Below are 17,737 nucleotides of genomic sequence, written 5' to 3'. Positions count from 1 at the left end.
GTTGGGAGGGAGAGGGCAAGTGCCACCGCCCCGTGTGGGGGGGAGGTTAGGGCGGCGGCACTTGTGAACGGGCGAGCCGCAGGCGCGGCTCGCGATGGATCAACCTTCGCCGACGTGCGCCGGACGGGCGGGCACGAAGGGGCGAGCAGCATCGGCGCGCCGATCGCGGCGCCGTCCTTGACCCTTGCGGGCCATGTGCTCGGCGATCGCGCGGTTCAGGCACTCACCGCTGGTGAGGGGAACCTGCATCATGCCGATGGCGCCTGCGGAGACGCGGTGGGCCGGGGCAGCGAAGGAAGAGGTGTTGCGTTCAGTTGTCTTGTGCATGTGTGTGTCGCTCCTCAAAAGCGAAGTAGGGGCACATCGGTTCCAGGCCAGCCGGTCTCGATGTGCAGATGCACAATATGCGGATACCTCAGGGGGAGAAAAGCGGGAAAAACTCACCCGAGAGATGAGAAAAATTCAGCTGTCGGGACGGAACGTGGCCAGGATCCACTCGCGCAGGCGTTGCACGTCGTCGTCCTCGAGGCGATCCTCGCGGCACACCAGGTAGTAGCTCGCATCGGTCACAAGCTCCTGATCGAAAAGGCGAACAATGCTCCCGTGCTGGAACCACAGGTCCGCCAGGGGCACGGGCACCAGGGCCGCCCCCACGCCCTGCTCCGCCGCCCGCACCACCGCGATCATCGAATCGAAGCGGGTGGTGGTGCTCACCTTCGGCAGCCCGATTCCTGAGGCCTTCGACCACAGCTCCCAACCGTCCGCATTCGTCTTGTGCACGATCATCGGGAAGTCGCTGACCACCTTCTTCCCCTTCACGCGCAAACGCTTGGCGAAGTCCGGGGACCCGGCCACCGCCACGCGCAACGGCAGCAGCAGATTGGAGGGCAGGTTGGCCGGCGGCGAGCGGAACAAGCGGATCGACAGATCGGCGTCCGAGGGGTGTTTCTCCGAGGACTCATCGCTGGTGCCCACCTCGATGTCGATGTGCGGGTTAGCGGTCGTGAACTCAGGTAAGCGCGGCGCGAACAGCTCGCTGGCGAAAAAGGGCTGCACGGAGATGCGGATCGTGCGGTTTGCGGGGCTGGCGCGATGCTTGGCCACCACCGACTCCAACTGCTCGATCAGCGGATACACGTCCTCGTAGAGTGCGCGGCCGAAGGGCGTGAGGCGCAGGCGTCGGGCGTTTCGATCGAACAGCTGCTCACCCAGCTCCTCCTCCAACGTCTTGATCTGATGGCTCACCGCGGATGCGGTGACGAACAGATCCTCAGCCGCGAGACGAAAACTCTCGTGCCTCGCCGCCACGCAGAAGGTGCGCAGGCCGCGAAGGGAATGCTTGGGGATGGTGCTCATAGGGGGACGTAGGTGGCAGTCAGGTGCCTGCGACGGCCTCGGTATGGGGCCATTGACGGCGACATCAATACACCATCGCCCGAAAAGAGACAAAGTCTGCGGCCACTATTTCTCGATTTTTCACCCACCACCTCAATCCACTCGGTTGCAATCACCGGTAGGACCAGGGCTGTGCTGCAGGCGTCGCGCCGGAGACGACAGCCCCCGGAAAACTGCGCCGCCACGTACCTTCAGGGGGTCGGGCGGCGCACCACGAAACATGAACTTCTGCCTATTCTACTCGATAGGCAGCGATCACCCCCGCCTGGTAAGCAGGCGAGCCCACCTGCGCACTCGCCCGCTGGCGTGGCGCCTCCCTCGCCGCCCCAGGCTGGCGCGCGAGAATCCACCACTCCACGACGATCAGGTTCAGGGCCCACCCGCCCCAGGCAGCGATGACGTAGGCATCGGCCATGCTGAGGCCAGCGCCGTAGATCGCAGCGCCCAGCTGCGTGCGCATCGTGAGCGCGGAACAACTCATCGCGTAGGAGCGGATGATCCAGCGGCGATGGCCGGCGTGATCACCGACCATGGCGCGCGCCAGGGCCATCAGCGTACTGGTCACCCAGAGGATGGCCAGGGCGGCGAAGGCGACACCCGTCGGCGGCCCCTCAAAGGTGCTCGTGGACAGGTTCAGGCCCGCCCCGGCGCTCAGCAGCACTGCGCCCACGTAGGCGCACCCGAGCGTGCGGTGCGCCGCCCGCGTCATCCGCCAACGCCGCCCCAGGAATTGTCCCAGGCCCAGCACCATGGCCGCGATCCCGGCGCCCACGTGGAGCATCAGAATCGGCTGCTTAGCTGCGTAGACGGCGCGCTGCTGGACGAAGGAATACTCATCGGGCGACACCACGAGGTAGCGGGCGACGGCGATGCACAGCCCCCCGACGAGCGCCGTACAGAGCAGCATCAGCCCCGCTGAGCGCAGCGCTGCCAAGCGCGGGTAGGCCGTCATGACCCCACCCCCTGGTGCGCACCGTTAGCGGGCTGGGGCAGCCGCGACAGGCGATCGGCCTCGGGCGCCGGGGGCGTCGGCTCGACTTGCGAGGCTGGCGCCACTACCGTGGCCGAGCCGGTGGGCGGCGCGGCGCACAGCGACGAGCAGGCGCCGAGCAGGACGGCAGTACAGGCGACGGGCAGCGTGTTCCTCAGGCGAATAGTGGTTGGTTTCATCACGTTCTCTGCGGTTCTCGGGGATGGAGCGGCGATGGCCGCAGCTACCGCAGGATCTCCCCTCGCGCTCGCCTACCGACGTACAGATACGTGAAAACATTGGAGAAGTTCGCGAGTGACGAGGCGATGACCACTCGCGAATCGTGAGTGAACAGGGGCATGGCCAATCTCGCGCAGCTGCTGACCCATCCGCTGGGGCGGGCCACGGCCATCCTGGCCGCCGTCGCGCTGTTCTTCGGCACCGTGTCGCCCTACGACGCCGTCACCTACCTGCCGCTCTGGGCCAGAGCGAGCTATTGGTTCATGTTGATCGTGGCGGGCGTGGCCGTGCAGTGGGCGGCGGCGCGTGCCCTTCGCGAACGCATCCGCCCCACCTGGGCCCGCTTCACCGTGGAGACGCTGCTCTCCACCCCGCTGCCCTTCCTGCTCATCCTGGGCACCCAGCAGCTGATCGGGCGCCCGGTTCCGCCAGACTTTCACGCCCGGCTCGTGGCCTACACCTGGGTCATCGTGACCGCCCTCTGGGCCCTGCGCCCGCTCCCGTTTTCGCGCCCGGGGAATGCCTCACCGGAGGCTCCCGTGGCCCCATCGGATGGCGAGGCCGACGCCGTGCGGGCCTTCCGCGCCCGCCTCCCCCTGGAGCATCGCGAGGCCGAGCTTTACGCCGTCTCCGCCGAAGACCACTACGTGCGCGTCCACACGGCGGTGGGCACCACGATGATCCTGCAGCGCCTGTCCGACGCGGAGCAGCTCCTCGCCACCCTCGACGGGGTGCGCGTGCATCGCTCCTGGTGGGTGGCACGGGCGGGCGTGGCATCGGTGACGCGGGCCAGCGGCAAGCTCGATCTGCGCCTCAAGTCCGGTGCGTCGGTACCCGTCTCGCGCGCTGGGGCGGCGCGCGTGCGCGAACACGGGTGGCTGTGAGCCGATCCGCGCCCGTTCCCCGCCTAAGCCAACGGGGTCGCGGAATCGACTAGAAGTCACCGGGCCCCGACGCTTCGCTCGCAAAGGCAAAGGGACCCCCACCATGAAGCAACTGGCTCTACTCCTCGCCCTGCTGTGCACCATCGCCACGGCCTCGGCGGTCGAAATCACCGTGCCGGCCGGCACCACCGTCTACGCCGAACTCGATCAGAAGGTGACCTCGAAGAAAAGGGCCTTCGCGGTGGGCGATATCGTCGACGCCCGCGTGTGGCGCGACGTGCAAATCGACGGCCGCACCGTGTTCGAGGCGGGCGCCCCGATGACCGTGCGCATCTCCGATCTGCAGCACAAGCGCATCGCGGGCCGCAAGGGCGATATCGAGCTCGAGGCGGTGAGCGTGCAAGCGGTCAACGGCCAGACCATCAACCTCGACGGCGGCTACGACAAGAAGGGCAAGCACCGCATGGCCCTCGCCGCCTCCCTAGCGTTCTTCGTGGCCTGGCCGACCATCTTCCTAAAGGGCAAGGACGCGGTGCTCGAGCCCGGCACGGTGTTCGACGCGGAGGTAGAGGGCAACCAGCGCCTGGTGCTGGAAGGCGTCTCGGCGGCGACGCAGCTACGCCTCGGCGACGGACCGCAGACCGACGTCTCCGCCGAAGTGCTCTACGACCGGATGGGCGAGAAGGAACGCAACCTGCCGCTCGCGATCACCAGCTGCCAGGTGGACCTGCAACCGCCGCGCGTGCTCACGGTAAACGACCAGTCGATCGAGGCGATCGACGCCGAGGTGCAGAACACGCGCGAGAGCGACGGGTGCAGTGAGTACGCCGCGACGGTCGACCTCAAGGTACTGGGCAAGCACTTCACCAAGGGTATCAACCGCTTCGAGATCGGCAGCGCAGGCCATGTGGCCGAAGTGGTCCTCGACGTGGAGCTATAGCACGCCACGCTGGCGAAGCGCTAGCCGTGCCGATACCCTGGCGGCCTCGATAAGCGGTCCATCGCGCTCCGTGCTCGTGGACGACCGGCTCCAGGAGAAGCTCCAGCATGAACTACTTCGTCACCGGCGGTACCGGCTTCATCGGCCGCTTCCTCGTCCCCAAGCTGCTGGATCGCGGCGGCATCGTGCACCTGCTGGTGCGCCCGGGCTCGGTCGCCAAGCTGGAGGCCCTGCGCGAACTGTGGGGCGCGAGCAAGGATCAGCTGGTGGCCGTGGAGGGCGATCTCGCCGAGCCGAACCTCGGCGTGGCGGAAGCATGGACCGCTGAGCACGCCGGCAAGATCGACCATTTCTTCCACCTCGCCGCCATCTACGACCTGCAGGCGGACGCCGAGAGCCAGCGCACGGCCAACGTGCAGGGCACCGCCGAGGCCATCAACCTCGCCCGCGCCCTGAAGGCGGGCTGCTTCCACCAGGTGTCGTCCATCGCCGCGGCCGGCTTGTACCAGGGCACGTTCACCGAGGACATGTTCGAGGAGGCGGGCTCTCTCGATCACCCCTACTTCCTCACCAAGCACGAGTCAGAGGGCCTGGTGCGCGAGGCGCATGACCTCAACTGGCGCATCTACCGCCCCGGCATGGTGGTGGGCCATTCGCAGACCGGCGAGATGCTCAAGGTCGACGGCCCCTATTACTTCTTCGAGGCGCTCAAGAACCTGAGCAAGGTGGTGCCCCAGGGCTTCCCGCTGCTGCTGAACAAGGCGGGACTGCTCAACATCGTGCCGGTGGACTTCGTTGCCAACGCCATCGATCACCTGGCCCACGTGCCGAACCACGACCGCGAGTGCTTCTTTATCACCGACCCCGAGGGCATCCGGGTGGGTGACCTGCTGAAGGTGCTGATGAAGGTGTCGGGCGGACCGAGCCTCGTCGCCCTCGACGTGGCGGCCCTCGACTCGGCCACACGCCTGGCCGGCAAGGGCATCAGCATGGCCGGGCCGCTCAAGGCCCTCGGCGAGCAGGCCGTCGCTCGCATGGGCATCCCGCCCGAGGTGATGGCGTACCTGCACTACCCCACCCGCTTCGACTCCACCAAGACCCAGGCCCTGCTGGCCGAAAAGGGCATCGAGTGCCCACCCTTCGAGTCCTACGCCGAGGTGCTCTGGGACTACTGGCAGGAATTCCTGCGCCCGGGCGGCGAGCAGAGCCTGATCCGCGAGGTGGATGGCCTGTTCAACCAGCTCATCGGTCGCCCCACGGTCTCCGCCCTGCGCCGCAAGGTGCATGGCAAGGTGGTGGTGGTCACGGGCGCCACCAGCGGCATCGGCAAGGCCTGCGCCCTGCGCCTGGCCGAGGCCGGCGCCAAGGTGCAGCTGGTGGCGCGCACGGTGGAGAAGCTGGATGAGACGCTGGCGGAGATCCAGCAGATGGGCGGCAACGCCCAGGTGCACTCCTGCGATGTGTCCAGCGAGGAAGCCTGCAGCAAGCTGGTGGAGGACATCCTGCGCGAGCACGGCCACGTCGACATCCTGATCAACAACGCCGGCCGCTCGATCCGCCGCTCCGTGCGCTACAGCTACGATCGTGTGCACGACTTCGAGCGCACGATGAACCTCAACTACTTCGGTGCCCTGCGCCTGATCCTCGGCTTCCTGCCCTCGATGGAGGCTAACGGCGGCGGACACATCATCAACATCTCGTCGATCGGCGTGCTCACCAGCCCGCCCCGCTTCTCCGCCTACGTGGCCTCGAAGTCGGCCCTGGACGCCTTCAGCCTCTGTGCGGCGCCCGAGTACGCCGCGGAGAACATCACCTTCACCACCATCCACATGCCCCTGGTGCGCACGCCGATGATCGCGCCGACGGGGCTCTACAAGGCCTTCCCGACGCTATCGCCGGAGCAGGCGCGGGATCTTGTGATCAAGTCCATCGTGTCGCGGCCGCGGCGGGTGTCCACCCCGCTCGGCGTCACCGGCGCCGTGGCCCAGGCCACCGTGCCCAACGTCACCGAAGCGTTTCTCAGCCAGGCCTACGCCCTGTTCCCGGATTCGGCGGCAGCCCGTGGCCTAACGGATGAGGAAGCTGCCAAGGAGAAAGCGGACGTGCCTTCATCGGCCCTGGGCTTGGCGCAGCGGCTGTTCGTGCAGATCATGCGCGGGGTGCACTGGTAGGGTCGCCACCCGCCGGCGCACCCGCCCACCGAGGCCCTCGGGACTGCTCCAAGTGCCGAATCTCGCTAGAATTCCCTGGGCGTAGATCATTTCCAGGGAATCACCCGTATAGCTTCCAGTAACGACACCGACGAAGCGCTGCTGCTCCGCTTTCAACGGCACGGGGATCGCCGCGCGTTCGACATCGTCTACGAGCGTTATCGCAAGCCCTTGCTGAGCTTCACGGTTGGCCTGTCGGGTAACCAGGCCGTGGCCGAGGAGGTGTCCCAGCAAGCCTGGCTGCAGCTGCTCGAGGCGACCGAACGGGGCACCTTCACGCCGGGCGCGGGGTCCAGCTTTCGCGCCTATCTCTACACGATGGCGCGCAACCGCTACATCGATGACTACTGCCGCCGACCGCAGCCGGTGCGCAGCGAGTCGCTCGCCGGGGGGCAAGCACTCGAGGACACGCTCGCCAGCGAGGACGGCGCCTTTGGTGGTGCGGCCGCAGAGCAGGGTCGCCTGCGCCTGTTGGCGGCGCTGGCGGAACTGCCGCTGGAGCAGCGCGAGGTCATCGCCATGTGGTCGGCGGGCATGTCGGCGGAAGAGGTGGCGAGGGCGACGGGCGCACCGCGGAACACAGTGCTGAGCCGCAAGCGCTACGCCCTGAAGAAACTGAAAGAGTCCCTGGGGACCACAGCGAGGTCACTACTCGATGGCTGAACAGCACGATGATGAGTTGGACGACTGGGACGACGGCGAGGCATTCGCCGGCCTGCTCCAGTCGGCCGCGGATCCCTCGCGCCTGAAGGCCCAAGACACCGTCGTCGCGAGCGCCGCCGATGCCGCCGCCGCACGCCTGCGCCCGGCGCCCCGCCGCTCCCTGGCGAGCTGGCCCATCGCCCTCGCCGCAGGCCTGGTGGTGGGCGCCGTGCTATCGCCGCTCTCAACGCCGTCTTTAGGCCCGAGCGACGCGATCCCGGACGCTGGCCTCATGCTCCCCGCCGATGCCACCCGTTCGGCGAGCGGCGGCGTCGAGGTGGCCGTCGCCGAAGCCGATCCCGCCGTGTGGTACCGCTACATCCAGGAGCTGATCTACCGCGGCGACTTCGCCCTGGCGGAAGCCCACCTGCACGCCTTCAATCAACTTCACCCGGACTACCGCTCCGACCGCTGAGGGACGCCCCGGTGACCCGTCCGAATCGCACTTCGCGCCCACCCGCCTGGATCCTCTGCGCCCTTGGGTGCCTGGCCTTCGTCGCCGCGCACGGGCAACCGAACGCGGCGACGCCCTCGGACCAAGCCGCGGCCGAGGCCCTCGCCCAGGGCATCAGCTTGATCGACCTCGGCGAGTACAGCGACGCCATCGAGGTGCTCTCGGCGGCTCTCAGCGACGTGCAGGACCCCACCCTGCGCGGCGACCTCCTGAACCGCCTGGCCTGGGCCAACGGCCTGCTCGGCGCCAGCAAGGAAGCCTTGGCGCTCTACGCGCAAGCGCGCCAGCTGCTGCCCGCCGACGACACGCAGCGCGCGGCCCTGCTCGCCTACCGCGTGGGCTTGAGCCATCGCGACCTCGGCGCGTACGACCAGGCCGAAAACGAGCTAGAGAATGCCTTAGCCCTGTACCGCGGCAACGGCGATATGCGCGGCGAGACCACGGCCCTCGACGGCCTCGCCGGCATCGCCTACTTCCAGGCGGACTTCGCCGTCGCCGCCGATCTCTACGAGCAGGCGCTGCGCCGGATGCGCGACAGCGAAGCGCCGCCGCGCGATATCTCCATCGCCCTCAACAACCTCGCCGGCGTCTACTACGAGCTCGGCGACCTGGCCCGCGCCGAGATGCTCTACGGCGAAGCCCTCGCCATCCGCCGCAAAGTGCTGCCGCCGAAGCATCCGATGCTGCTCTCCGCCCTGGTCAACCTCGGCTCCGTATTCGAGGCCCAGGGCGATGCCGCCGGCGCGGCAGAACGCTACGAGGCGGCGATCGAGATCGCGGCGGGCGGGCCCGTGGAGCCGATCGCCCTCGACGCGCTCGGCCGCGCGCGACGCATGCAGGGTCGCAGTGCCCTCGCCCTGGACCTGCACGAGCAGGCCCTCGCCCTGCGCCGCCAGCGCCTGGACCGCAACGACCCCTACGTCGCCGAGTCCCTCAACAACATCGCCGAGGCCCAACTCGATCTCGACCTGCCCGAACTCGCCCGCCAGCAGTGGGTCGAGTCGCTGCTGATCAGTGAACGGGCCAACGAACCGCCCCTCATCATCGACGCCTACGACGGCCTCACCCGCGCCCTCGCCCGCCAGGGGCTTGGCCAAGCTGCCGTGGTGCTCGGCAAGTTGGCAGTGACGGAGGTGCAGGAGGTGCGGGACAAGCTCTATCCCCTGCCCGAGGATCTCGAGCAGGGCTACACCTCCCGGCGCGAACCCATCTACCGCTCCCTGAGCACGCTGCTGATCGATCTCGGTCGCCTGCCTGAGGCCTCGGCCGTGCTCGATCTGGTGCGCAACGAAGAGCTGTACCAGTTCACGCGCGGCGGCTGGATCGAGCGCATCACCAACGCCCGCATCCCCCTCTCCGAGGCGGAAAACGCCCTGGCCGAGCCCTTCCTCGATGCCCGCCGAGCCCTTCGCGCAGCGCACGATGAGTGGGACAGCGAACGCCTCCAGCAGGCTTACGCGGAGGCCCTCAGCAAGCTCGTGGAGCGCCTCACGCGCGAGCCCGCTGGCGATCCCCCGGCAGAGGCAGCGCCCGCGACCCTACCCCCTGGCGCACGGCTCGACGCGACCAGCGTCAAACTCACCTACGTGCTCGACGCCAGGGCCCTGCGCATCGTCGCCACCCTGTCAGACCGAGCCTTTCAGCGCCAAATCCCCCTATCGGCTCGCGAGCTCAATCAGCGCGTGTTCGAGTTCCGGCGCCAAGTCCGCGATCCCCAGCAGGACCCGCGCGCCGCTGGCCAGGCGCTCTACGATCTCCTCCTAGCGCCTGTGCTAGGTGAGCTGGATACCCAGCGCATCACTCACCTGCAGCTGACCCTCGATGGCGCCCTGCGCTACGTGCCCTTCACCGCCCTGCACGATGGCGAGCGGTTCCTCATCGAGCGCTACACGATCACCCGCACCTCCCACGGCGAGGGGAGCGATACCGTCCCGACGACGCCGGCACCGCGGGCCGTCGCCTTCGGTATCACCGAGGTGGACGAAGCCCTGGCCCTGCCGCCCCTGCCCTACGTGGAAGAGGAACTGGAGAAGATCGTGCGGCGTGACGCGACGGACCCGGACGGCACCATGCCCGGAGAGATCTACCTGGACGAGCGCTTCTCCCTCGCGGCGCTCACCCGCGTCACCGATGAGCATGTGCCCAACCTGCACATCGCCAGCCACTTCGTCTTCAGCCCCGGGCGGGTGAGCGACTCCTACCTGCTGGTCGGCAACGGCGAGCGCATCACCCTGCCGGAGTTCGCGGAACTCGATTTCACGGGGGTCGGGTGGCTGGCGCTTTCCGCCTGCGAGACCGCCCTCGGCGATGCCGCCCAGGGTCGCGGCCTCGAGATCGCCAGCCTCGGCGCCCTGGCCCGCGCCCGCGGCGCCAACGCGGTGTTGGCCTCCCTGTGGCGCGTTTCCGACCGAGCCACCTCCACCTTCATGCGTCGGCTCTACCGCGAGCGCGCCGCGGGCGAGAGCGGTGCCGCCGCCCTGCGTACGGCCCAGCTCGATGCGATCTACGGCGATCGCGCGTCCGGCGCGCCCACGGTGCACTTCGACGATCCGCGCGCCCCCTACGCCCACCCCTACTTCTGGGCCGCCTTCGTGGTCATGACCGACTGACGAGGCGCACGGCGCGTAGTAGTGCCCTGTCCCGCAAGTTCGTAGAAGAATTCGCGGGTACTTTTTGCCCCTAGGCACGTTGCTCCTCCTCCCGTGGGGCCTGCCACGCTCGTCCTCGCGCCGCGCCTAGGAGCAAAAAGCCCCGTGCGACTTCTTCAACGAACTTACGGGACAGGACACTAGATCACTTTCGTCCCGACTCCCGTATCACTCCTGAAGCGCAACGGCGCCGACCGCTGCGCCATGGAAGAGCTGAGGGAAGAGACGATCATGACGATGCGAAACACGACGGGACGCTGGACGCGTCTCGCGCTGCTCCTGATGGCAAGCGCCGTGCTGAGCGCCTGCGGCGGCGGCGAGGACAGTGGGGGCGGCGCCAACCCGGCCAACGCCAACGTCGCCAACAATCAACAAGGCAACGCTGGCGGCGGTGGGGGCGGTCCGGCGCCGTCCAACAAGGCGCGCTTCACCTTCGATTGCGACCTTCAAGGCATCGTCGGTGTGCTGACGTTGGACGTCGAGGTGATCAACAGCGCCGGCGTGGTCTTCGGGTCGGGCCCCAACCCCGACATCACGGCGGTGATCGGCACGGGCAACGTGACCATCTTCACCTCCGGCGAACTGGTTTCGTCGACCGCCTCCTACATCTTCACCGGGGAGAACCAGTTCGCCGACTTCACCAAGGTCACGGGCACCATCGAGCGCTTCCTGGTCGAGTGGGTGGAGCAACCGGACGGGCTCACGCTGGTCATCAACCCCTTCGGTCCGGGCACCACGCGCCAGGACTGCCTGCTCACCGGCAGCAGCTTCCTCTGACAGCGACCGTCATGCTACGAACCCGTCTACTAACGCTGGCGATAGCCTTTGCGATCAGCGGGGGTGGCGTCGCCTTCGTTCGGGGCGAGACCGCCCACGCCAACGATCGTGTGGCGGCACTCACAAGCGCCCTGGGGGCCCAGAGCGACGCCCTGCGCAGGGTCGAGCAGGCACTGGCGCGCGAGGTCGAGGCGAGGCGGCAGCTGGCAGCCACGCTGGCGACCTTGCGCGAGCGGCCACCTTCTCCAACCCCGGCGAAGCTCGCCAACCCGGCCGCCTACGAGACGGCGTCCAGCCCTGGTAACGCTGCCCTCGCCCGCGACGAAGCAGCCCACGTCCGCCAGTCGCTGACGCGCATCGCGGCCGATCGCGATCTGCAGACCTGGCAGCGGCGCCGCGACGCCTTCCTCGCCTCGCCCGAGGGATTCCGCCTTGACGTCCTCAACCCCCTGCGCGCCGAGCTCGGGGACGACACCTACGCCCGCTACCTGAGCACCCTCGGGCGCAGCACGGCCGTGGCCGTAGGCGCCCTACCCGAGGGCAGTGAGGTCGCGGCGGCGGGCCTGCGAGGCGGCGATCAGCTGACCCACTACGATGGCCAACGGGTGTTCCACCTCCACGAGCTGCACGCCCTGAGCGTGCAGGGCGAGCGCGGAGAGTACGTCCACGTGCAATTGCTGCGCGACGGCGAGACGGTGTACCTGGTGATCCCCCGCGGTCCGCTCGGCACTTCGCCGGTCCACACGCTGGGCTGAGCTCAGGCGCTCAGTAACGCAGCTGTAGGCGCAGCTGCAGTTGCGTCTCGGTACGTTCCGTCGCCAATCCCGTGAATGCCCAACCCGGACGTTCGGTGCGAATGCGCAGCCACTCGGCGGCGATACGGGTGTGCGGCGTGAAGGACCAGCGGTAGGACAGGGTGAGGGCGTGACCGCGTTCGTTGTTGTCATCCACGGTCAGCACGTCCCGGTCCTCCACCCGAAAGCGATCGACGCGCGCGGTGAGCATCTGCCGCTGCCCCACGTGGGAGAGCTGGATGAACTCGCTGGCGAACATCGCGTCGACCGCACGCCGCCCGCCGTCGATGCGCGACCCCATCAGCGTGGAGCCGCGCAGCCATTGGGCGACGAGCTCGAGCTTGGCGGGCAGGCGCTGGCGCACGCCCACGTGGTGCATTCGCGTGCGCCACCCGTACTGGCCACGCTCGATGGCCTCGGGGTTGGCGCGGTTGTCGAAATAGCCCGCGCGCCAGAGGGAGGCACCGCGCTTGTAGTCGGCCACCAAGGAGACGCCGGGCCGCCCGTCCACCTCGCGAAAGGGCGCGTGGTAGGGCGCCTGGCGATCGAAGCGCTGGTTCGGTTGGTTGAGCGGCAGGGGCGGCAGCGGCAGGCGATCGAAGAGGGTGGATTGGCGATCGTGGATGGACCACCCGCGCCAGGCGATCAAGGCGCCGGTGGGGTCGTTGTTGATGAAGACCGATGGCGCGAGAGAGAGCACGCCCTCGCCCCCCGGGCCATTCACGCGCGTACTCAGCTTCCACTCGGCACCGAAGGTGCGAAGCTCCTCCCCCACCCAGGCACCTATCGCCGAGGGGTTGAGGGAGTACTTGCTGCTCCAACCGGCCTGCGAATGCTCCAGGGAGATCCGCGGATAGAACGCCCCCACCGTGAGGCGGTGGCGCACGCGGCTGCGCGGCACGGGGCGCCAGCTCAGATACAGCTGAGTCAGGCCGGTCTCGCGCGAGGTGCCGTCGTTGCCGAACTCGGCCGCTGCGACCAGGCTCAGCGTGTCGCCCAAGGGTTGGCGCAGCTGAGCGAAGGCGCGTACGGGCAGATCGCCGTCGAAGCGACGCAACTTGCCGGCGGCGCCCTCGGTCCAGGCCGGATGCCCGTCATTGCTCGCAAGGCCGAGATCGAGACCCAGCGAAAGGCGCTCAGGGCCGCGCTCACCGTCGGCGAACGCCACCCCCGTGATCAAGAGCGCCAAAGCCCCGATGAGATACTTGATCACGTCTGACCCTAGGGAAGCTCTGCATGAGTCTGGTCGCCAGCCCCGTGCGTCCAGCGGGGAGGGTGGGCGGACTTATGCAGAGCTTCCCTAATACTCATCGTCGTCCGTGGACCAGGCGCTCTGGCTGTGCGCGGGCTTGAGGCCCTTCTCGAGGCGCACTTCGAGCGGACTGTCGTCAGCGATCGTTCTCGTCAGGTAACCCTTCGCGCCGCGAAAGCGCGGACTCCACAGGGTGAGCTCGGCGGGGAACTGCCACTCACCGTAGGTCAGTGTCGCCTGGCCCTCAGCGTCGGTCTTGGCGAAGACCTGCGTATCGACCACCGCGATGTAGGCCAACATGTCGTCGTGGATGTTGCAGCCGATGGTGACCAGGCCCTCGTGCTCGAAGCGCACGGGCGCCAGGGGCGAGCCCTTGTAGAGCGGCAGCTTGAACTGGTTCGGGCGCGAGAAGGAGTAAACGTGGTGGGCGACGATATCGCTGTTCGGGAAATGTACTTCCGTGCCGCGCGCCACCACGAGGATGTGCGGGTCGAAGCGCCGATCCACCTGGTCCATGACGGCCGATGGCGGCTCGCTCGCCTCGCGCTCAGGCGTGGCCGCCTGCGCGTAAACAACGACGTCGGACACGGGCTTTCCCTTGCGGTCGAGCACCGTCACGTTAAACGATCCGCCGACACCGAGTAGGGGCCATAGGGCGAGTGCGCTGCCAATCAGACCCACCTGCAGCCGTCGTTGAGTTCGCATGCGGGCGACTCCCTCAGTTTCCCGACCTCGGTATCGGCGCGAAGGGCACGTTCTTGAGGGGATCGCGGGTTATCGCCGGCTCCCCGGCCGCAACTTTGTGAGCTGGGCCAGGACCGCTCGGGGCCGCAACTCGCAAAGTAGCGGTTGGGGTCGCCGAGAACACAATCGGCCACCCCGTTCGCCGACCCTGCCTTGGGACCCCTCGATGACCCTGCGTCTGAGCTTTCTGCAGAAGCTGCTGCTGCTGACCCTCGCGCCCCTGGCGATTGCGCAGACGACCACCATCCTGCTGGTCGCTGGCACGGCCGAGCGCGAGGTGCTGGCCGATGCCAAGCGCGGCCTGGGGGTGGGCGCCGAGGTGGTCGGTGAGTTTTTGGGGTCGCGGCAGAGCGATCTCTCGCGAACGGTGGAAGTGCTTTCCTCCGACTTCGCCCTGCGCGAGGTGCTGGCCACCGGCGATGCGCCCTCCATTCGCTCCGCTCTCGACAACCACGCCCAGCGCATCGGGGCGGACATCGGCGCGTTCATCGCCCTGGACGAGGCGACACCCATCAGCACTGATGGATCACTCGCACCGACCATCGACGAAGACACGGCGACCATTTCCGTGCAGCAGCTCGGCGGCGCGAGCTTCCAGGTGGTAACGGCACCGGTGCGGGCGCCGACCACCATCGGTCACCTCACCTTCGCCTTTCGCATCGATCAACGTCTGACCGACAGATTGCAGTCGCTTACCGGGGTGAGCGTAGCCATAGCGCAACGAGTGAGTGATGAATACCGATCAGTGGCCGCGAGCACCGACGGTGAGCGTATGCCCGACGCCGTCTTGCTGGAGGCCAAGGCGAGCGCGGGCGGCGACATGGTGCAGGCCGTCGGCGACGACCGCGATCGAACGCTCGTGGCCAGCGTGGCCCTGGTTGCCGGACAAGGCGACACCCAGGTGCTTCTCTACCAGCAGACGGCCCAGGCGATGGCCCCTTACCACTCGGCGGAACGTACGCTGCTGAGCCTCGGCTTTGGTCTCCTAGGCCTGGTGGCGCTGGTGAGCGCCTGGCTGGCGTCGACGTTCTCGGGGCGCCTGTCCTCGCTCACCAAAGCGGCGGAACGCGTCGCGCGCGGCGACTACCAGGCGCCAATGCCGGTCCGCTCCGACGACGAGCTGGCCAGGCTCGCCACCAGCTTTGGCCGTATGCAGAGCGCGATCGCCGATCGCGAGGCACAGATTCGCCATCGCGCCACCCACGACCCGCTGACGGATCTCCCCAACCAGCAGGGCCTGCTCGACGTGCTGAACAAGTACGGGGCCGCAGCAGCGCCGAGCTACGCACTCCTTTCGGTGGCCTTGGCCCGCATGGAGAATATCGCGTCCAGTCTCGGGCGCAGCAATGCCGACATCCTGCTGCGCCGGACCGCCGAGTTGCTACGCACACATGCGCCCGCCGACGGCTTCGTCGCCCACACGGGTACCAACGAGTTCGCCATCGTGCTGCCCAAGACGGATCTGCCCGCCGCCCTGGAGGTGGCGACGGCCCTCGACGAACGCCTGGGCGCCGGCGTGCCACTCGATGCCACACGCATGCCCATGCACGCCCACATCGGCGTGGCCGCCTCCCCCGTGCACGGCGAGGATGCGGATACCTTGCTTCGCAGCGCCCTGGTCGCGCGCGCCGACGCCCTCACCTCGAACAAACCGGTGAGCGAGTACCGCTGCGGACGCCAAGACCATTTCGCGCGCCGCCTACAGGTGATGAACGACCTGCGTCGAGCGCTGGCCGAAGGCGAGATCCAGGCCTACTACCAACCTAAGATCGACCTCAGCACGGGCACCCTCGGTGGCGCCGAAGCACTCGCGCGGTGGATCCACCCCACGCTCGGCTTCCTGGCGCCGGATGAGTTCATCGGTGCCGCGGAGGAGTCGGGGGCGATCATCCACCTCACCCGCTACATGATCGCGACGGTGATCACCGATCTCGCCGCCTGGCGGGAGCAGCACCCGAACCTTCGTGTGGCTGTCAATCTCTCGACCCAGGACGTCACCGCCAGCCTCCCGGACTTCGTGGCGACCACGTTGGCCGCTCAGGGCGTGCCCGGCAGCGCCCTCACGCTCGAAGTCACGGAGAGTTCGGTGATGGAAGATCTCACCCTCGCGCGCGAGGTACTGTCGGCCCTGCAGGCGACCGGCGTGCACGTGGCCATCGACGACTTCGGCACCGGCCACTCATCGCTCGCCCACCTGAAGGCCCTGCCCCTCGATCAGCTGAAGATCGACCAGGCCTTCGTGCGCGAACTCGCGAGCAACCCGGAAGACGAGTTCATCGTGCGCACCACCATCGACCTCGCCCACAGCATGAAGCTGCACGTGGTGGCCGAGGGGGTCGAGGATGAGTACAGCGTGCGCACCCTCGCCGGCTTTGGCTGCGACTACGCCCAGGGCTACTTCTTCAGCAAGCCCGTGCCTCGCGACGAGTTCGAACGCTGGGCGCAGGCCTTCGAGCCGATGCACCTCGAAGAGCGGCGCGGCGAACAGCGCCCCTTCTCCTCCGCCGGGTAGTCACTACCCCTGAGCGAGGAACCCGCTTAGGCGCTCGAGCCCTTCCTTGAGGATCTGCGGGCTGTTGGCGTAGCCGAAGCGCACGTAGCCCTCCATGGCCAGGGCGGACCCCGGCGTGAGCATGACGCCCGTCTCCTGCAGGAGGCGCACACAGAAGTCGCGCGACGACTCGGTCGTGTCCACCTTGACCAGCGCGGTGGTGCCCGACTGAGGTCGCACCCACGACAGGCGCGACTCGCCCTCGATCCAGTCCGCTAGCACCGCTAAGTTACTGCGAGTGATCGTTCGCGAGCGCCCCAGCACCTCGGCGTGATGCTCCACGGCCAACGCGGCAAAGTAGTCGTCGATCATGCTCACGCTGATGGTGTCGTAGTCGCGGTGGATCATCACCGCATCGAGCACCGCCTGCGGCGCGCTCACCCAACCTAACCGTAAGCCGGCCAGGGAGAAAGCCTTGGACATGCCACCGGTGGAGATGCCCTTCTCGTAGATATCGGCCATCGACGCCGTGGCGCCCGGCCCTTCCTGATCGGTTCCCCGATACACCTCGTCACACAGCACCCAGGCGCCGGCCTCGCGTGCGATGGCTGCGATCTCCTCCAGCATCTCGCGGGGAATGAGCGCGCCGGTAGGGTTGTTGGGGTTGGTGAGGGCGATCAGGCGTACACCGGGCGCTGCCAGCTCGCGCAGGCCATCGAGATCGGGTAGCCAGCGATCCTCCTCGCGCAGCCACAGGTGCTGCACGTCAGCGCCGAGGCTCGCCGGAATGGAATAATGCTGCTGATAGGTGGGCACCACGGCGATCACCCGGTCGCCCGCTTCCACCAACGCCCGGTGCACGAGCATGTTGGCGCCGATGGTGCCGTGGGTGATCACCACGTTGTCGGCCCGCTGGCTGGCGTAGAGGCTGGCGATCGCCTCGCGCAGGCGCGCCGACCCCTCGATGGCGCCGTAGGTCATCTTCATCTCCAGCAGTGCAGCCAGGGCCTCCTCGCCTTGGCCCGCCAGTGCGAGCAGCTGGGCGATGGTGATGCTCTCGACGCACGTTTCAGCGAGGTTCAACGCGCACTTCGTCTCCCACTCGTTCATCCAGATTTCTACGCCGAAGGGTTCGATGTGCATGATGGTGTCCGCTAGCTGAGGGAGTTCGCTGCCCGCTATGCTACCTGCCTGGGCATCGGTCTTGAGAATCGGCGCGATGGTACCTGGTGAGTC

16 protein-coding genes are annotated in these 17,737 nt (G+C 67.8%); 9 read left to right on the top strand and 7 right to left on the bottom strand.

Annotation, left to right across the window (positions count from 1 at the left end; translation table 11 throughout):
- Window positions 1-99: 99 nt before the first annotated feature.
- The 4 genes from AAF184_14375 to AAF184_14360 form a co-directional block, all read right to left on the bottom strand.
- Window positions 100-327 (bottom strand): hypothetical protein, encoded by a 228-nt coding sequence (locus tag AAF184_14375; GenBank protein MEO0423519.1) that lies wholly within the window; start codon window positions 325-327, stop codon window positions 100-102.
- Between the two features lie 135 nt (window positions 328-462).
- The gene (locus AAF184_14370) at window positions 463-1,356 is read right to left on the bottom strand and encodes a LysR substrate-binding domain-containing protein (GenBank protein MEO0423518.1); all 894 of its coding nucleotides are present in this window, start codon (window positions 1,354-1,356) and stop codon (window positions 463-465) included.
- 271 nt (window positions 1,357-1,627) lie between these two features.
- Window positions 1,628-2,347 carry a DUF2306 domain-containing protein gene (locus tag AAF184_14365; protein MEO0423517.1) on the bottom strand — a complete coding sequence of 240 codons (720 nt, stop codon included), beginning with the start codon at window positions 2,345-2,347 and terminating at the stop codon, window positions 1,628-1,630.
- Window positions 2,344-2,565, bottom strand: coding sequence for a hypothetical protein (locus AAF184_14360; protein MEO0423516.1), 222 nt, complete (start codon window positions 2,563-2,565; stop codon window positions 2,344-2,346). Before AAF184_14360 ends, AAF184_14365 begins: the two co-directional genes overlap by 4 nt.
- Window positions 2,566-2,724: 159 nt before the next feature.
- On the opposite strand from AAF184_14360, the gene AAF184_14355 reads away from it, so the two are divergent.
- The 8 genes from AAF184_14355 (at window position 2,725) to AAF184_14320 (ending at window position 11,975) form a co-directional block, all read left to right on the top strand.
- Window positions 2,725-3,489, top strand: coding sequence for a LytTR family DNA-binding domain-containing protein (locus tag AAF184_14355; GenBank protein ID MEO0423515.1), 765 nt, complete (start codon window positions 2,725-2,727; stop codon window positions 3,487-3,489).
- A gap of 103 nt (window positions 3,490-3,592) precedes the next feature.
- A complete protein-coding gene (locus AAF184_14350) occupies window positions 3,593-4,429 on the top strand; it encodes a hypothetical protein (protein MEO0423514.1) in 837 nt (278 codons plus the stop codon).
- 107 nt (window positions 4,430-4,536) lie between these two features.
- Window positions 4,537-6,600 carry an SDR family oxidoreductase gene (locus tag AAF184_14345; protein ID MEO0423513.1) on the top strand — a complete coding sequence of 688 codons (2,064 nt, stop codon included), beginning with the start codon at window positions 4,537-4,539 and terminating at the stop codon, window positions 6,598-6,600.
- A gap of 75 nt (window positions 6,601-6,675) precedes the next feature.
- Window positions 6,676-7,302 carry a sigma-70 family RNA polymerase sigma factor gene (locus tag AAF184_14340; GenBank protein ID MEO0423512.1) on the top strand — a complete coding sequence of 209 codons (627 nt, stop codon included), beginning with the start codon at window positions 6,676-6,678 and terminating at the stop codon, window positions 7,300-7,302.
- The gene (locus AAF184_14335) at window positions 7,295-7,756 is read left to right on the top strand and encodes a hypothetical protein (protein ID MEO0423511.1); all 462 of its coding nucleotides are present in this window, start codon (window positions 7,295-7,297) and stop codon (window positions 7,754-7,756) included. The genes AAF184_14340 and AAF184_14335 overlap by 8 nt, the downstream gene beginning before the upstream one ends.
- Before the next feature lie 11 nt (window positions 7,757-7,767).
- Window positions 7,768-10,404, top strand: coding sequence for a CHAT domain-containing protein (locus AAF184_14330; GenBank protein MEO0423510.1), 2,637 nt, complete (start codon window positions 7,768-7,770; stop codon window positions 10,402-10,404).
- 270 nt (window positions 10,405-10,674) lie between these two features.
- Entirely contained in the window at window positions 10,675-11,220 is a 546-nt protein-coding gene (locus tag AAF184_14325) for a hypothetical protein (protein MEO0423509.1), read from the top strand.
- A gap of 11 nt (window positions 11,221-11,231) precedes the next feature.
- Complete coding sequence (locus tag AAF184_14320) at window positions 11,232-11,975, top strand: PDZ domain-containing protein (protein ID MEO0423508.1); 744 nt, start codon at window positions 11,232-11,234, stop codon at window positions 11,973-11,975.
- Window positions 11,976-11,985: 10 nt separating this feature from the next.
- Here AAF184_14320 and AAF184_14315 read toward each other — a convergent pair whose 3' ends face one another.
- Both AAF184_14315 and AAF184_14310 read right to left on the bottom strand, forming a co-directional pair.
- Window positions 11,986-13,227, bottom strand: coding sequence for a hypothetical protein (locus tag AAF184_14315; GenBank protein MEO0423507.1), 1,242 nt, complete (start codon window positions 13,225-13,227; stop codon window positions 11,986-11,988).
- A gap of 87 nt (window positions 13,228-13,314) precedes the next feature.
- Complete coding sequence (locus AAF184_14310; protein ID MEO0423506.1) at window positions 13,315-13,971, bottom strand: methylamine utilization protein; 657 nt, start codon at window positions 13,969-13,971, stop codon at window positions 13,315-13,317.
- A gap of 205 nt (window positions 13,972-14,176) precedes the next feature.
- On the opposite strand from AAF184_14310, the gene AAF184_14305 reads away from it, so the two are divergent.
- Window positions 14,177-16,522: an EAL domain-containing protein gene (locus AAF184_14305; GenBank protein ID MEO0423505.1), complete on the top strand. Its 2,346-nt coding sequence runs from the start codon at window positions 14,177-14,179 to the stop codon at window positions 16,520-16,522.
- A 3-nt stretch (window positions 16,523-16,525) separates the two neighbouring features.
- Here the strand turns inward: AAF184_14305 and AAF184_14300 are convergent, their stop codons facing one another.
- Complete coding sequence (locus tag AAF184_14300; GenBank protein MEO0423504.1) at window positions 16,526-17,644, bottom strand: aminotransferase; 1,119 nt, start codon at window positions 17,642-17,644, stop codon at window positions 16,526-16,528.
- Window positions 17,645-17,737 lie beyond the last annotated feature (93 nt).

Source organism: Pseudomonadota bacterium, from assembly GCA_039815145.1.
Lineage (GTDB): Bacteria > Pseudomonadota > Gammaproteobacteria > Steroidobacterales > JBCBZW01 > JBCBZW01.
Note: the sequence above shows the minus strand (reverse complement) of the source record. Positions and strands in the feature narration are given on the sequence as shown.